The sequence below is a fragment of the Mesorhizobium sp. WSM4308 genome, from assembly GCF_002294905.1.
In the GTDB taxonomy this organism is placed as follows: domain Bacteria; phylum Pseudomonadota; class Alphaproteobacteria; order Rhizobiales; family Rhizobiaceae; genus Mesorhizobium.
Genome location: NZ_NSFW01000011.1, coordinates 25,381 through 39,921, shown reverse-complemented (window position 1 = coordinate 39,921; position 14,541 = coordinate 25,381). Strand labels below are relative to the sequence as shown.

The 14,541-nt window shown below is 63.5% G+C and carries 13 protein-coding genes; 3 read left to right on the top strand and 10 right to left on the bottom strand.

All coding sequences use genetic code 11. The features are described 5' to 3' along the window. Window positions 1–117: 117 nt before the first annotated feature. From ilvC to CK227_RS20715, 3 genes are all read right to left on the bottom strand, one after another. On the bottom strand, window positions 118–1,137 hold the full coding sequence (gene ilvC, locus CK227_RS20725) for a ketol-acid reductoisomerase (RefSeq protein ID WP_010910140.1): 1,020 nt from the start codon (window positions 1,135–1,137) through the stop codon (window positions 118–120). A 26-nt stretch (window positions 1,138–1,163) separates the two neighbouring features. Further along, on the bottom strand, window positions 1,164–1,817 hold the full coding sequence (locus CK227_RS20720; protein WP_095773047.1) for a TetR/AcrR family transcriptional regulator: 654 nt from the start codon (window positions 1,815–1,817) through the stop codon (window positions 1,164–1,166). A gap of 168 nt (window positions 1,818–1,985) precedes the next feature. Further along, window positions 1,986–2,444 (bottom strand): MarR family winged helix-turn-helix transcriptional regulator, encoded by a 459-nt coding sequence (locus CK227_RS20715; RefSeq protein ID WP_095773048.1) that lies wholly within the window; start codon window positions 2,442–2,444, stop codon window positions 1,986–1,988. Between the two features lie 97 nt (window positions 2,445–2,541). On the opposite strand from CK227_RS20715, the gene CK227_RS20710 reads away from it, so the two are divergent. Further along, window positions 2,542–3,270, top strand: coding sequence for a glutathione S-transferase family protein (locus tag CK227_RS20710; protein ID WP_095773049.1), 729 nt, complete (start codon window positions 2,542–2,544; stop codon window positions 3,268–3,270). A 38-nt stretch (window positions 3,271–3,308) separates the two neighbouring features. On the opposite strand, the gene CK227_RS20705 is transcribed toward CK227_RS20710, so the two are convergent. The 3 genes from CK227_RS20705 to CK227_RS20695 all read right to left on the bottom strand — a co-directional run bounded on the left by CK227_RS20705 (window position 3,309) and on the right by CK227_RS20695 (window position 7,903). Then, on the bottom strand, window positions 3,309–6,089 hold the full coding sequence (locus tag CK227_RS20705) for a CHAT domain-containing tetratricopeptide repeat protein (RefSeq protein WP_179296435.1): 2,781 nt from the start codon (window positions 6,087–6,089) through the stop codon (window positions 3,309–3,311). Window positions 6,090–6,152: 63 nt separating this feature from the next. Further along, on the bottom strand, window positions 6,153–7,439 hold the full coding sequence (locus CK227_RS20700) for an NAD(P)/FAD-dependent oxidoreductase (protein ID WP_143750513.1): 1,287 nt from the start codon (window positions 7,437–7,439) through the stop codon (window positions 6,153–6,155). Window positions 7,440–7,492: 53 nt separating this feature from the next. Further along, window positions 7,493–7,903 carry a helix-turn-helix domain-containing protein gene (locus CK227_RS20695; protein ID WP_095773051.1) on the bottom strand — a complete coding sequence of 137 codons (411 nt, stop codon included), beginning with the start codon at window positions 7,901–7,903 and terminating at the stop codon, window positions 7,493–7,495. A 136-nt stretch (window positions 7,904–8,039) separates the two neighbouring features. On the opposite strand from CK227_RS20695, the gene CK227_RS20690 reads away from it, so the two are divergent. Then, window positions 8,040–8,933: an SDR family oxidoreductase gene (locus CK227_RS20690; RefSeq protein WP_095773052.1), complete on the top strand. Its 894-nt coding sequence runs from the start codon at window positions 8,040–8,042 to the stop codon at window positions 8,931–8,933. A 34-nt stretch (window positions 8,934–8,967) separates the two neighbouring features. On the opposite strand, the gene CK227_RS20685 is transcribed toward CK227_RS20690, so the two are convergent. The 3 genes from CK227_RS20685 to CK227_RS20675 form a co-directional block, all read right to left on the bottom strand. Then, entirely contained in the window at window positions 8,968–9,993 is a 1,026-nt protein-coding gene (locus CK227_RS20685) for an aldehyde reductase (RefSeq protein WP_095773053.1), read from the bottom strand. 41 nt (window positions 9,994–10,034) lie between these two features. Further along, the gene (locus CK227_RS20680; protein ID WP_095773054.1) at window positions 10,035–11,954 is read right to left on the bottom strand and encodes a potassium transporter Kup; all 1,920 of its coding nucleotides are present in this window, start codon (window positions 11,952–11,954) and stop codon (window positions 10,035–10,037) included. A gap of 100 nt (window positions 11,955–12,054) precedes the next feature. After that, complete coding sequence (locus tag CK227_RS20675; protein ID WP_095773055.1) at window positions 12,055–12,798, bottom strand: pyridoxine 5'-phosphate synthase; 744 nt, start codon at window positions 12,796–12,798, stop codon at window positions 12,055–12,057. Window positions 12,799–12,957: 159 nt separating this feature from the next. Between CK227_RS20675 and CK227_RS20670 the strand changes: the two genes are divergently transcribed. Next, window positions 12,958–13,377 (top strand): STAS/SEC14 domain-containing protein, encoded by a 420-nt coding sequence (locus CK227_RS20670; protein WP_095773056.1) that lies wholly within the window; start codon window positions 12,958–12,960, stop codon window positions 13,375–13,377. A 2-nt stretch (window positions 13,378–13,379) separates the two neighbouring features. Here the strand turns inward: CK227_RS20670 and CK227_RS20665 are convergent, their stop codons facing one another. After that, window positions 13,380–14,507, bottom strand: coding sequence for an ATP-dependent RecD-like DNA helicase (locus tag CK227_RS20665; RefSeq protein ID WP_010910153.1), 1,128 nt, complete (start codon window positions 14,505–14,507; stop codon window positions 13,380–13,382). Between the last annotated feature and the right edge of the window lie 34 nt (window positions 14,508–14,541).

Here is a 14,541-nt window from a genome sequence, read left to right as displayed (position 1 = left end):
AGGAAGAACGGATTTCGCTCAGCTCTTGGCCTTGTCGACCAGCTTGTTCTTCGAAATCCCCTGCGTGCCCGCAGGGCGCAGCCCGAGGACGCGCAAAGGCAATAATGGGGATTTCGATCAGTTCTTGGCCTTGTCGACCAGCTTGTTCTTCGAAATCCACGGCATCATCGCGCGCAGCTTGGCGCCGACTTCCTCGATCTGGTGGCTGTCGTTCATGCGGCGGATGCCCTTGAAGCGCGACAGGCCGGCGCGGTATTCCTGCATCCATTCCGAGGTGAATTTGCCGGTCTGGATGTCCTTCAGCACGCGCTTCATCTCGGCCTTGGTCTCGGCGGTGATGATGCGTGGGCCGGAGACATACTCGCCCCATTCGGCGGTGTTCGAGATCGAGTAGTTCATGTTGGCGATGCCGCCTTCATAGATCAGGTCGACGATCAGCTTGACCTCGTGCAGGCACTCGAAATAGGCCATTTCGGGCGCGTAGCCGGCTTCCACCAGCGTCTCGAAGCCGGCGCGGATCAGTTCGACCAGGCCGCCGCACAGCACGACCTGCTCGCCGAACAGATCGGTCTCGCATTCCTCGCGGAAATTGGTCTCGATGATGCCCGAACGGCCGCCGCCGACGCCGCAGGCGTAGGACAGTGCCAGGTCGAGCGCATTGCCCGAGGCATCCTGGTTGACGGCGACCAGGCACGGCACGCCGCCGCCCTTCTGGTATTCGCCGCGCACCGTATGGCCCGGGCCCTTCGGCGCGATCATGACGACGTCGACGGTCGACTTCGGCTCGATCAGGCCGAAATGCACGTTGAGGCCGTGCGCGAAGGCGATCGCCGCGCCGTCGCGGATGTTCGGCGCGATCTCGTTCTTGTAGATGTCGGCCTGCAGCTCGTCGGGCGTCGCCATCATCATCAGGTCGGCCCATTTGGCGGCGTCCGCCACGCTCATCACCTTGAGCCCGTCGGCCTCGACCTTCTTGGCGGTCGCCGAGCCGGCCTTGAGGCCGATGGCGATTTCCTTGGCGCCAGAATCCTTGAGGTTGAGCGCATGCGCCCTGCCCTGGCTGCCATAGCCGATGATGGCGACCTTCTTGCCCTTGATCAGGTTGAGATCGGCATCACGATCGTAATAGACGCGCATTTTTACTTCCTTCCCGTTTCTTGAGATCAGAGGCCCTGCGGCCCGGTTTTTGCTCCGAAAAGAGCGAGAAACTGCTGCGTCGCCCGCACGGCATCGCCGCCGATCGTCGCCTCAGTCAATTCCAGCCGGTCGCCAAGCAGCAGACGGATCTGCACGTCACGGGCGACCAGCCCGAAAAAGCTGCGGAATGCCGTCTCGGCATCCGCGAAATCGAGAAGCCCGGCCTGGCGCCCTGCCTCGAGCACCGGCTTCAGGCGCCTGGCCAGCGCGAAGCGGCCATTCTCCAGCACCACGGCGCCAAGGTTGTCCTTGCCAGAACCGGCATGGCCGACCGCCACCCGGTTGAGCGCGATCGAGGTGTCGCTGGAAATCACCTTCAGCCAGTCGGAAGCAAAACGCTCGAGGCTCGCCGTCAGCGAGGCAAGGTCGAGCCCTTTGCCGTCGACGGGCGCCACGCGCACCTTGGAGGCCTGCCACTGCACGGTCGCCGTCAACAGCCCGTCGCGGTCGCCGAACCATTTGTAGAGCGTTTCCTTGGAACAGCTGGCCCGCCGCGCCACCGCGGTCATGGTCAGCTGATCGCCCTCCTCGACCAACAACCGCAACGCCGCATCCAGAACGGCCTTCTGCCGCTCCGTCAGCGTCTCGCTGGTGTCGATGTCAGGTACGATGTGCAACACGCTCTTCCCTCGCGGACAGCCAAGCCAATCATCCTGGCAAGCCGTACCGTACGTTACGGTTCGGCATATTGCGCAATCCGGCCCGGCGCGCAAGGGGCGGCGCGGAAAAAGATCGACGGCCGCGAGCGCCAACGCTTTCATTGAGGCATCGCGGCACAGCGGCCAAGATCAGTCGAGGACAGGCGGATCACGCAGCCGGCCAAGCAGCGTCGACATCATCTTCAGTTCGTCCGCTGAAAGTTTGCCGCCAACCAGTTCGGCGATTGACCGTCCGTAGACAGTCCACATCCGGCGGCGCGTCTCACGCCCCTTGGCCGTGATGCGGATCGTCTGCCCGCGACCATCGTCGGCCACCGGCAGCTTCTCGACCAACCCGTCCGCCTCGAGCCGGGCCAGCAGCCGCGAGATGTTGTACTGCGCAAACAAGGTGCGCTCGATCAGTTGAAACGGCCGCAGACCGCCCTCTCCCGCTTCGGCAAGCTCGTGCAGCACGTCGTACCAGGCAAGCGGCGGCAGGCCGCCCTCCTTCAGCGCGTCTTCGACGCTTTCCACAAGCTGGCGCGAAACCCGCATCAGGCGAGCCCAGGCCTTGATGGCTTCCGGCGAAGGCGTGGCTTTCTCGGTCATGGCCCACCCTAGACGATAGATGCAAATGCATCAAGCTTGACGGTAGATGCAATTGCATCTATATGCATGCAACTGCATTAACATCGGAACCAAATCCATGAACGCCCTCATTCTCGTCAGCCACCCTCTCTGCCCGTATGTCCAGCGTGCGGCGATCTCGCTGATCGAGAAAGGCGTGCCGTTCGAGCGCGTCGACATCGACCTCGCCGACAAGCCGGACTGGTTCATGGCCATCTCGCCGCTAGGCAAGGTGCCGCTGTTGCGCGTCCAGCGAAATGGCGACGAAACGACAATCTTCGAATCCGCCGTCATCCTCGAATTCCTCGAGGAGACGCAGGCCAAGCCCCTCCACCCGGCCGACCCCTACGCCCGTGCCCGGCACCGTGCCTGGATCGAATACGGTTCGGCCGTGCTGAACACCATCGGCCGGCTCTATTCGGCACCGACCGAGGCCGGTTTCCTTGCCGAGTCCCGCGCGCTGTCGGGGATGTTTGACCGCCTTGAGGCCGAACTGGCGGACGGTGCCTTGCGGAGCGCGCCATGGTTCGCCGGCCACCGCTTTTCGCTGGTCGATGCGGTGTACGGCCCTGTCTTCAGATATCTCGACGCGTTCGACCGCATCGGCGATTTCGGCATCCTGGACGCCAAGCCGCACGTCCAGTCCTGGCGGAAGGCGCTGAATGATCGTCCGTCGATCAAGCACGCCGTCGCGCCGGACTATCCGCAGCGTCTGCATGCTTTCCTGCAAGCAAAGGGATCCTTCCTGTCGAGCCTCATCCGCCAAGGCGGTCAAGCCGGACCTTTTGCTTTGGCACGATCGGCTTGAACGCACGGATCGCGAGCAAGCATGTGCTTCGAGTGGCCTCAGTTCTCGAACATGACAAAGGCGGCCCAGACCCGCGGATCCTGGGCGCCTGATATCTTGCCGTCGCGGGCATCGCGTCGGGTCTGGCGCAGCGCTTCCGGATAGGTTTGTCCCGCGGCAAGATGGCCGTAGAACCCTACCATGAAAGCAGCGGTTCCGGCGTCGTCCACGGGCCACAGCGTCAACAGCGAGCGTTTCGCGCCGGCAATGTCGATTGCCGTCGGCAGGCCGCGCAAACCGCCGACGAATGTCTCCTGGCCGCGAGCCGTCTCACAGGCGGACAGGACAAGCAGATCGAGGCCCGACAAATCCCAGTTCATCAATTCCATGCCATAGAGCCGACCGTCATCGTCATCACGTTTCATCGACTGCCGGTCTCCCGACTGCGACAGCACGACCTGGCTCTGCCAAAGCGCGTTGACGGCGCCCACGCCGCCCTCTTTCTCATCACGGTAGGCGCCATGGGTGGCCAGATGCGCAATCGTCGCCTGCTCCATATCCTTGCGCAGCATCCGCTCGCTGGCCGCTGTACCGGTGAGCATTTCGACCGAATAGTGATCGGCGCCCAGGATCGAGGCGATCGCGTCGACCTCCTTGCGGGTGCCCGGCAGCGGCTCCGCCCCTTTTTCCGAACCGCGCGCATAGTCCAACCCGCCGGTCAGCAAGGCTCTGCCCGTCTTGGGAAAACTCTGATCGACGCCGGCATTCAACAGCGATTCCGGCCGCGTCAGCACGCGCACCACGAAACGATCATCGAGCGACGCCCCCCTGCCGTCCTGCAGCAAGGGGAATGGCACCGAAAACAGTTTTCCGTCCGGCACCACGAAAAGCGTATCGGCGCCACCAAGCGACGGCTCCAACGGCGCGATCAGACCGGAATAAAGCCCGGTGAATGTGGCGTTCAGATCGATCAAGGTCACGGCGCCCCGTTCCTGCGCGGAGCGCGTCGACCTCAGCTTCGCGATGCGTGTTTCGCGGGCGGCCGGGATGAGCCGGCGGGGATCGCCGAGATCATAGAGAGACGGCGGCCGATCCTTGCGGGTGACGATCGCATAGAGGCGCTCGTCTTCCAGCGGTTGGGCACTCTCCCGATCCGCCCGCCACTTGCGGGTGATGAAGTAGTCGATCAGCGCCTCGTTTGGCTTCAGCAGGGCGCCGGCCGACGGCAGTGGCTTGTCCACCACGCCCTGGCTGAAACTGTATTTGGCCATGACTCTGGCCGTGGCCTTTTGGTATGCCGCTTCAACCTGCTCCGGCTGCACTGCCCCAGGATCGTCGGAACTGTCACCGCTGGAGGCCGCCTCCTGATAGGCCAGGGACATCCGGATCCCGGCCTGGATCAAATACCGCGTCTCCGTATCGTTCGGATCGATCAAGCGGGACAGTCTGCGCAACAGATCGCGTTTCTCGTTTTCAAGCGTCGGCCAGCGGCGCACGGCTTCGGCAAACGCCGGCACCGCCGATGCATTGTCTTTTGCGAGGCGCGCATAGTCGTACAGCATGTCGTCGGCGAGGGCGCGGCTGGCCTCGGCCACGATTGGATTGCCGGCCGTGCTCACCTGGAACCAATTCCAACGCAGCATGTCTTCGTCGAGAGCCGCGAAATCGGCAGCCGCCTTCTCCGGGTTCGTCTTCGCTTTGAGATTTGCGATGGCCTGCCGCGCGGCAAAGGTCAGCGGGTGCACCACCCCGTACGTCGCTTCGGCGATGCTTTGGGCTCGCTCAAGCTGGCCCATGCCGTTTTCCCTGTCGCCCACTGCGACGAAATGCGCGGCGAGCAGGTTGGCGATCTTGATTGCCAGTATTTCGGGATAGTTCGGGTCGGTGGTCAGTTGTTGCAGCCTTGCCAGCGTCGGCTGATCGAGCGGCTGCGCGCTAGAGAGCGCCCTGGTATAGAGCAGCCAGGCATCGGCCTGTTCGACCAGATTGCCTTCCTGCTTGAGAACGACGGCAATGTCTCGATCCTGCTGGAAGTAGCGCAAGGCCTCGTCGTATTTGCCAAGGTCCAGATAGTCCTGTGCCGTGTTATTGGCGCTGACCAAAACGTTGAAGTGATCCGAGCCGTAGTAGCCGATCCGCTTCTCCAGCACGGCCAGATCGTATTGCAAGGCGCGTGTCGGAGCCCCCATCTGGCGCAGCATGTCGGCCAGATTGTTCTGCAGCTTCCAGATGAAACGATCATCGGGACCGGCTACCTGCGCCGCCAACTTCAGATTACGCTGTTCGATATTGATCGCCGACGCGATTTGACCGAATGCGGCGACCCCAGTCGCCAACACATCGTTGGCAAACAGGAGTTCCTGGGATTCCTTGCCGTGGTATTGGGCGTATAGATTGGTGGCTGTCGCGCACATGGAAACGAAGCCCTGATAGTCCTTCTCGGCCTGCTTCAGCATTGCGTAATTGAGATAAAAGTCGCCGCGCTTCTCGACATCCTGCTGCATCGCCCGGGTTTTCAGGCCTTCGGCAAAAATCTCTTCGGCGTAGTCGAGGATCTGGTTGTTGAGGAAAGTCGCGCCGGCGTTCGAGTAGCTCTCCACGGTGAAGTCGTAAAGGTCGCTTCTGGCGGCATCGAGCAGCGTTGCGCGCAATTGCGCATAACCTTCATCGAAGCGTCCTGCGTCCATCATCAGCTTGTAGGCCGCGTCAATGCGGGCTTTCAGCGCCACTTCGGTGTCAGCCGCCCCCTGCTGGCTCGCTTGGCCCGGCGTCTGGGCTTGCGCCTGCGGTGAGGGAAACGCTACCGCCAGCATCACTAGGATAGATGCAACAACGCGCATCAGATGTTGCGATTCTCGCGTTCTGAACATGGCGTGCATGCGAACCGGCATGGGCGAAAAACTCTATGAAGAGGTCGTATCATGACCTGAATTTTGACCGAAGTCCCATCGCGCTTCCGTCAATCCTGCCCGCCTGAACGGGTCGATCACCGTGCCGGCGACCATCGAGGCAAGAAACTGCGGCGCCGGCGGAATTTTCGCGACGGTCGCCACCAGCCTGTCGCGGATGAAGGGCAGTGCCACCGAATCCGATTGGTAGAACGGCGTGAATGCCAGCGACAGCGCCTGGAAGACACGCACGTGCCAGCGCCGCGCCTTGGCATAGGCTTCGAGCGCTGCCTCGATGCTCTGCGTGCGCGCCAGCGCATGGCTGAGCGCCGCGGCATCGAGCAGCGCCATATTGGCCCCTTGCCCAAGCTGCGGGCTGGTCGAGTGCGCGGCATCGCCGATAACGGCAAGCCTCCGCGCGACCGGCATCTTCATCGTGTGGTGGCCGTAGCGGGCCAGCGACAGCTGGTCGAAACTGTCGATCTGACTGGTGAACGCTTCGCTTTGCGGCCACAGCCGCACCACCCTTTCCTTCCAGGCGTCGATGCCGACAGCGCGCACCGCGTCGGCATCATCAGGCTTCAGGCTCCAGAAGAAGGCCGCCATCTTCTCTGCGCCCGGCTCCGGCCGGCCGATCGGCAGCACGCCGATCATCACGCTGGCCTTGTCGTAGCGCTGCGACAGCGCGTGCTCGTCAAAACCTTCGCCACGCCAGCCGAGCGATGCCCAGAACGCACCATAAGTCAGAGGGCGCGGCGCGCCCGCAGCGCCAACGCATTGCCGCAGTTTCGAGCGCGAACCGCTGGCGTCGACGACCAGATCGAAGGGCCCTGCGTTTGGCCCATTGCCTCGGATCAGCGTCGCCCTTTCGCCTGCCTCGACCGTCTCGACCTCGACGCCGGTCTCGATGGCGATGGCCTCGCGCCGAGTGGCGCGGAAGAGCACGCCGAACAGCGCCGCACGGTGCACGGCCAGGCCGAAACGGCGGCCGCGCTGGGCGTCGTAGCGAACGTCCAGCACGGTGCGACCGGTCGAGGCATCGGCGCCGTGCAGCCGGTCGATGCGGGCGCCGAGCGCCAGTATGTCGTCGAGCAGGCCGAGATCGGCCAGAACGGTCAAGCCGGTCGGCTGCAGGATCAACCCGGAGCCGACGGGCTTCGGCTCCTCGAAGCGCTCGAAGATGGTGACCCTGTGCCCTGCCCGCTTGAGATACAGCGCCACGGCCAGCCCTGCCGGACCGGCGCCTGCAATTGCAATGTCGTAGGAAATGCCGATGCCCCCAAGCCGAACTGGCCGGGACAATCCTTCAGCCGCCTGATGAAATCAAGTCGCGCCGCCGAACGCCGTCGCGCTGCTCAAGCCTGCGCTGCGTCGAAACCGGCGCGCGCCTCACGCACCGCATCGTGGTTGAGTTCGGCCCATTGGATCAGGTGATGCAGGGCGCCGAACATCGAGCGTCCGAGGTCGGTGAGGCTGTATTCGACGCTGGGCGGCTTGGTCGGGAACACTTCGCGATGCACATAGCCGTCGCGCTGCAGGTCGTGGAGCGTCTGGGTCAGCATGCGCTGCGAGATGTCGGGCACCAGCCGCCGCAATTCGCCGAAGCGATACGGCTGTTCGGCGAGCGCCGCCATCAGCAACGAGCTCCATTTGCCATTGAGCCCCTGGATGACCTCGCGGACCGGACAATCGGCAAGGTTTCCGCCACCGGTCATGGCCTTGTAGACGTCGAGTTTGGACCTCAGATTGACGATCCGGCTGTCCATGGCTGGTTCCTTGCGTGTGCCTACCTCCCGAAAAACTGCCTTCTTTACGGCACCGGGTCAATTCCTATTTTAGTGCTGGTCTCTTTTTGAGACCATTAAGAGCACCCGCCATGCTGGCGCAAAATCAGGATCTCCCATGACCGAAACCCTTCTCGTCACCGGCGCTTCCGGCCAGCTCGGCCGCAGCGTCATCCGCTATCTCCTGGACACGCACAAAGTTCCGCCGGGAAAGATCATCGCCACCACCCGCAACCCGGAAAGCGTCGCCGATCTGGCGGCGCGTGGCGTCGTTGTCCAGGCCGCCGACTTCAACGATGCGACCTCGCTGGAAAACGCATTCAAGGGCGCCGACAGGGTGCTGATCATTTCGACCAGCGATCTCGATCTCAAAACCGGCAGGCGTCTGAAGCAGCATGAGGCGGCGGTGGCGGCTGCGAAGAAAGCAGGCGTTTCGCATCTGCTCTACACCTCGATGCCCAATCCGGAGCCGGTTTCGCCAGTGCTGTTTGCCGGCGACCACTACGGCACCGAGCAGGCGATCAAGGCCAGCGGTATCGCCTATACGATCTTCCGCAACGGCTGGTACCAGGAGAACCTGTTCATGGCACTGCCGAACGCCATTGCCTCGGGGCAGTGGTATACGTCCGCCGGCGACGGCCGCATCGCCCATGGTGCACGCGACGACATGGCCGCGGCCATCGCCGCTAGCCTCGCCTCCGGTTCGGCCGACAGCAAGACCTACACGCTAACCGGGCCGCAGGCCTATACGACAGCCGAAATCGCCGCCCTGGTGAGCGAAGTCACCGGCAAGCCGCTGAACGTCATTCAGCTGCCCGACGAGGCCCTGACCGAAGGCGTGAAGGCGGCCGGCGTCCCCGAGGAGTTCGCTCGCGTCATCGTGTCTTTCGATGCCAACACGCGGTCCGGCCGCATCGCCATGGCAACGGACGCGGTCGAAACGCTTTCCGGCAGGAAGCCGCGAACGCTGAAACAGTTCCTCGAAGCCAACAAGGCCGCACTGGCTGGTTGAAAGGTGCGCGGCGGGAGGTCTCCCTCCCGCCGCGCTACGTCTTGAGCAGGCCGAGCCGGATCAGACTCTCGCCGGTGGCGGCCAGCGCGTCTTCACGCGAGCGCGGCGCCCAGCCGAGCACATGTGCCGCCTTGGCGTTGGTGGTATTCTTGACCTTGCCCAGTTCCGTCACCAGCTGCGCGGCTTCAGGGTTGAACAGTCCCACGATCCGCACCAGCCAATCGGGAAGTTCCCGGGTCTTGACGCGCGCAGCCGCCTCGCCGAGCCTCGTCTTCAAGGTCTGCGCGATTTCCCGCACAGTCATGAAATCACCCGATACCGCCAGGAAGCGCTCGCCTTCGGCGGTTGGATCGGCCATGGCGCGCACGTGCAGGTCAGCCACGTCGCGTGCGTCGACCACGCCGAAGGACAGGCGCGGCAGCCCCGGCATTGCACCGTTCATCATGCGCTGGACGAATTCGGTGGAGGTCGAATGGTCGGAGCCGAGCACAGGCCCGAAGATGCCGACCGGATTGACGACCGCCAATTCCAGCCCGCCGCCTTCGGCGGCAATGAAATCCCAGGCTGCGCGCTCGGCAAGCGTCTTCGACTTCACATAGGCGCTGACCTTGGCCGTCGGATCGGTCCAGCTCTCCTCGGTGAAGGGCCGGCCGTCGGGCGGCATCTTGCCGTAGCCGATGGCCGCGAAGGACGAGGTCAGCACGACGCGTTTGACACCAGCGTCCCGCGCCGCCCGCAGCGCCCCCTCGCGAGCCGGGATGATCAGGTCATCCTCGTGCTTCGGCACGCCGGGTGGAAATGGCGAGGCGACATGCAGCGCATAATCACAGCCTGCGACCGCTTGCGGCCAGCCGGCGTCGATCATGAGGTCGGCGACGGCAAAGGACAGCCGACCGCCCGGTTCGGCACCGCCAGCCTTGAGCATGGCCAGAACATCGGTTTCACGCCTGGCGGAGCGCACTGTCGTGCGCACGCGGTAGCCCGCATCCAGCAGGGCAAGGACACAGTGGGCGCCGAGGAAGCCCGATCCGCCGGTGACAAGCACCACTTCACCGCTCATGCCCGCCTCCGCACCTTGTCAGGTAAAGGCGATCGAGCTCGTCAGATCGCCACCTGTGTGCCGATCTCTACCACGCGCCCGGTCGGGATCTGGAAATATTCGGTCGCGTCCGCCGCCGTGCGCGCCAGGCCGATGAAGAGGCGGTCCTGCCACACCGGCATGCCGGAATTGGGCGAGGCCTTGAGCGAGCGCCGCGACAGGAAGAACGACGTCGTCATGATGTCGAACTTCCAGCCCTGCTTGCGGCAGATTGCCAGCGCGCGCGGAATGTTGGGCTGTTCCATATAGCCGAAGGTCAGCGTCACCCGCATGAACAGCTCGTTGACCGTCTCCATCTTGACCCGGTCGCTGTCGGACACCACCGGCTGCGGCGCCGTCACCACCGAAAGGATGACGTTCTGCTCATGCAGCACCTTGTAGTGCTTGAGGCTGTGCATCAGCGCTGTCGGCGCGCTGAGCGGATCGCTGGTCAGGAACACCGCGGTGCCGGACACCAGCTGCGGCTTCTTCTTCAAGAGATTGCCGGCGAGGAAATCGAGCGGAATCTCGTTGCGGCGGGTCTTGTCGAACAGATAGCGGCTGCCGCGCACCCAGGTCCACATGGCCATGATGATCGCGAAAGCTACCGCCAGCGAGGCCCAGCCGCCCTCGAACACCTTGACGATGTTGGAGGCAAAGAAGCCGATGTCGATCAGGCCGAACAGCGCCGTCAGCGCAATTGCCGGCCAGAGATTCCACTTCCAGATGCGCGTCATGATGACGAAGAGCAGCGTGGTCGTCACCAGCATGTTGCCGGTGACCGATATGCCATAGGCCGAGGCCAGCCTGCTGGACTCGCCGAAGCCGACCACCAGCAGCATCACCGCCAGCGCCAGCAGAAGGTTAACGCGCGGCATGTAGATCTGGCCGGACTGTTTTTCCGAGGTGTGCAGGATTTCCAGGCGCGGCAGCATGTTGAGCTGCACCGCCTGCCTGGTCAGTGAGAAAGCGCCTGAAATCACCGCCTGGCTGGCGATCACCGTCGCCGCTGTTGCCAGCACGACCATCGGGATCAGGGTCCAGCCCTCGTTCATTTCGAAGAACGGATGGCCGACGACGCCGCCATTCGCCAGCACGAAAGCGCCCTGTCCGGCATAGTTGAGCAGCAGGCAAGGGAACACGATCGCCAGCCAGGCCAGCACGATCGGCTTGCGGCCGAAATGGCCGAGATCGGCGTAGAGCGCCTCGGCGCCGGTGACGGCGAGGAAGACCGCGCCGATCGTCACGAAGGAAACGTCGGGCGAATTGATCAGGAAGGCAACGATATAGTGCGGGCTGATCGCCCACAGGATTTCCGGGTCGGCGATGATGTGGTTAAGGCCGGAAAGGCCAATGGCCAGGAACCAGACCGCGGTGATCGGACCGAAGACCAGCCCCACGCCGCCGGTGCCGAAGCGCTGCACCGCGAACAGCATTGCGAGAATGACCAGCGTCAGCGGCACGACATAAGGCTGGAAAGCGGGCGTGACGACATTCATGCCCTCGACTGCCGACAACACCGAAATCGCTGGCGTGATGACGGCGTCGCCGAAAAACAGCGAGGCGCCGACGATGCCGATGCCGAGAATCAGTGCCGAGCGCTTCGGGAAACTGCCGCGCGCCAGCGCCATCAATGACAGCACCCCACCCTCGCCGCGGTTGTCGGCGCGCAGCACGAACATGATGTATTTCACTGTCACCGTAATCGTCAGCGACCAGATGATCAGCGACAGCACGCCGAGAATATCGCCACGGTTGGCAACGTTGCCGCCGGACGAGGCATGCAGAGCTTCGCGTAACGCATAGATCGGGCTGGTGCCGATATCGCCATAGACAACGCCAAGCGCACCCAGCATCAGCACCTTCGTGCTGTGCTGCTCGATTTCGGGATGGCTCGATTGGTCGACGGGTTCTGCCTCACTACCAGCATTGGCAAGGGCCATATACGACACTCCGGTAAACGCGCGGTGCTCTACTCTTGCTGCGATGCAATATCAAGTACCGTCGCGTTATGGCTGCCATGCTTACCGCGCGAGGCTGCCGTCATTTCCACCCGCAAGCCCTGAGGAACCGGCCCACCGTGCCGGCCATGCCATACTCCAACGCGTCGGCTGTCAACCCATGTCCGATCGATACTTCGGCCAATGCCGGAATGCGCTTGGCCAGGGCCGGCAGATTGCCCACCGTCAGATCGTGCCCGGCATTGACCTGCAGACCGGCGGCGAGTGCAGCGTCGGCCGTTTTTCCCAATCGTTCCAGTTCCTTGGCGGCTTTTGCGGAATCGGAATGGTAACTGCCATAAGGGCCGGTATAGAGCTCGATCCGGTCGGCGCCGGTATCGCGCGCGGCTGTCATGCCGGCGGGATCGGCGTCGGAAAACAGCGAAACCCGGAGGCCGCCCTTCTTCAGGCGCCTGACGATAGGCGTCAGCAACGCCGCATCGGCGACGAAGTTCCAGCCATGGTCGGAGGTCGCCTGCGCCGGATCATCGGGAACCAGCGTCACCTGTTCGGGCTGATGCTTTTCCACAAGCGCCAGGAAATCCTCGCTCGGGTAGCCCTCGATGTTGAATTCCGCCTGCGGAAACTCATCGTCGATCAGCGCCCGGATCTCGGGCAGGTCGGAATGCCGCGTATGACGCTCGTCGGGACGCGGATGCACGGTCAGCCCATGCGCCCCGGCGGCAAGCGCAAGCCGGCCGATGCCGGTGACACTGGGCCATGGCAGGTCGCGCCGGTTGCGCAGCATGGCGATGGCGTTGAGGTTGACGGAAAGCTTTGCGGGCATGTCTGGTGTCCGTGAAATCAGGCGGTTAGCACGCGCCACACCTATCCATTCAGCCGCGGCGCGCTTGAGACTGGGCATCTATAGCGCCTTTGACGGGAACAGATAGGGGTTTCCGGTGTTCCAGAAGACCGACGCTGTTTTGCGCAAGGAGGCCCATTCGTGAATTTCCTGCAATCCGTGCCGACGATCCGTCGCATCGACACCGATCGCGACGACCTGTTCGCCATCGACGTGGTCGGTCATGTGTCGGCGGCCGATGCGGAAAACCTGTTCGGTCTGCTGGAGGCGGCCTACGCGCTGCATCAGCGAATCGACGTGGCCGTGCGCATCGTCGATCACGACGGCGTCGACTGGACCGACATCTCCGACGAGACCCTGAAGCAGGGCACCATCCATGCGCTGGAGCATATAGGTCGCTGCGCGGCGATCGGCACGCCGGACTGGACACCGGACGCGCGACACGCTTTGCCCGCATCGTCGCCCATCGAATTCAGGCATTTCAAGGCCGAGGACGAAGAAGAGGCCTGGGAATGGCTTGGAGTCCGGCGGGTCGGCGTACGAGAGAAGCCGGCGTCGTAACTCTATCGGACAATGGTCAATCGTTCGGCCGCGCGGGTGATCGCGGTATAGAGCCAGCGCTGGCGCGTTTCCTTGAAGGCCCAGCTTTCGTCGAACAGCACGATTTCGTTCCACTGCGAGCCCTGCGCCTTGTGCACGGTCAGCGCATAGCCATAGTCGAAATCATCAAAACGCTTCTTCTGCTGCCAGGGGATATCGGCGTCGGGATCCTCGAACGCCGCCTTGAGCAGCTTGATCTTGGCGACGCCGCGGTCCGGATCGTCCTCTTCCGGCGAAACCAGGAGGTTGATGCCGGGCTTCACTGTCTCGCGCGACGAGGTCATAACTTTCCACAGCGAGCCGTTGAGCAGGCCCTTGGCCGGGTCGTTGCGCAGGCAGACCAGCTTGTCGCCGGCCTGGGGATAGTCGGCGTTGAAGCCCTTGAGTTCGCGCAGGCGCTGATTGTAGCGGCGGCGCGTGCGATTGGTGCCGACCAGCACCTGGTCCGCCTTCAGCACCAGTTCCTGGGTGACGTCTTCCTTGCCGATCACCTGCGCCGTGCCATAGTCGCCGCGCATGAATTCGCGGCCTTCGCGCACGTCGAGCGCCAGCCGCAGGATCGGATTGTCGCGCGCCTGCCGGTGGATTTCGGTGAGCAGGAAGTCGGGCTCGTGATCGGTGAAGAAGCCGCCGCCCGAGATCGGCGGCAACTGGCCGGGATCGCCCAGCACCAGGATCGGTGTGCCGAAACTCATCAGGTCGCGGCCGAGTTGCTCGTCGACCATCGAACATTCGTCGATGACGACCAGTTTCGCACGCGAGATCGGGCTCTGCCGGTTGAGCGAAAAGGTCGGCGACATCGATGTCTTGCCGGTCACCTCGTCTTCCACCGATTCCTCGCCCTTGGGCCTGTAGATCAGCGAATGGATGGTGCGGGCGTTGACCGCCCCCTTGGAGCGCAGCACCTGGGCGGCCTTGCCGGTGAAGGCGGCGAACTGCACCTGGCCGTCGACATGTTCGGCGAAATAGCGCGCCAGCGTCGTCTTGCCGGTGCCGGCATAGCCGAACAGCCTGAACAACTGCGGCTTGCCGGCCTGCAGCCAGCGGGCGACCGCTTGCAGCGCCTCATCCTGTTGGGGAGAAAATTCCATCTGATCGTGTGACCGGATTCGCAAGGGAAAGACA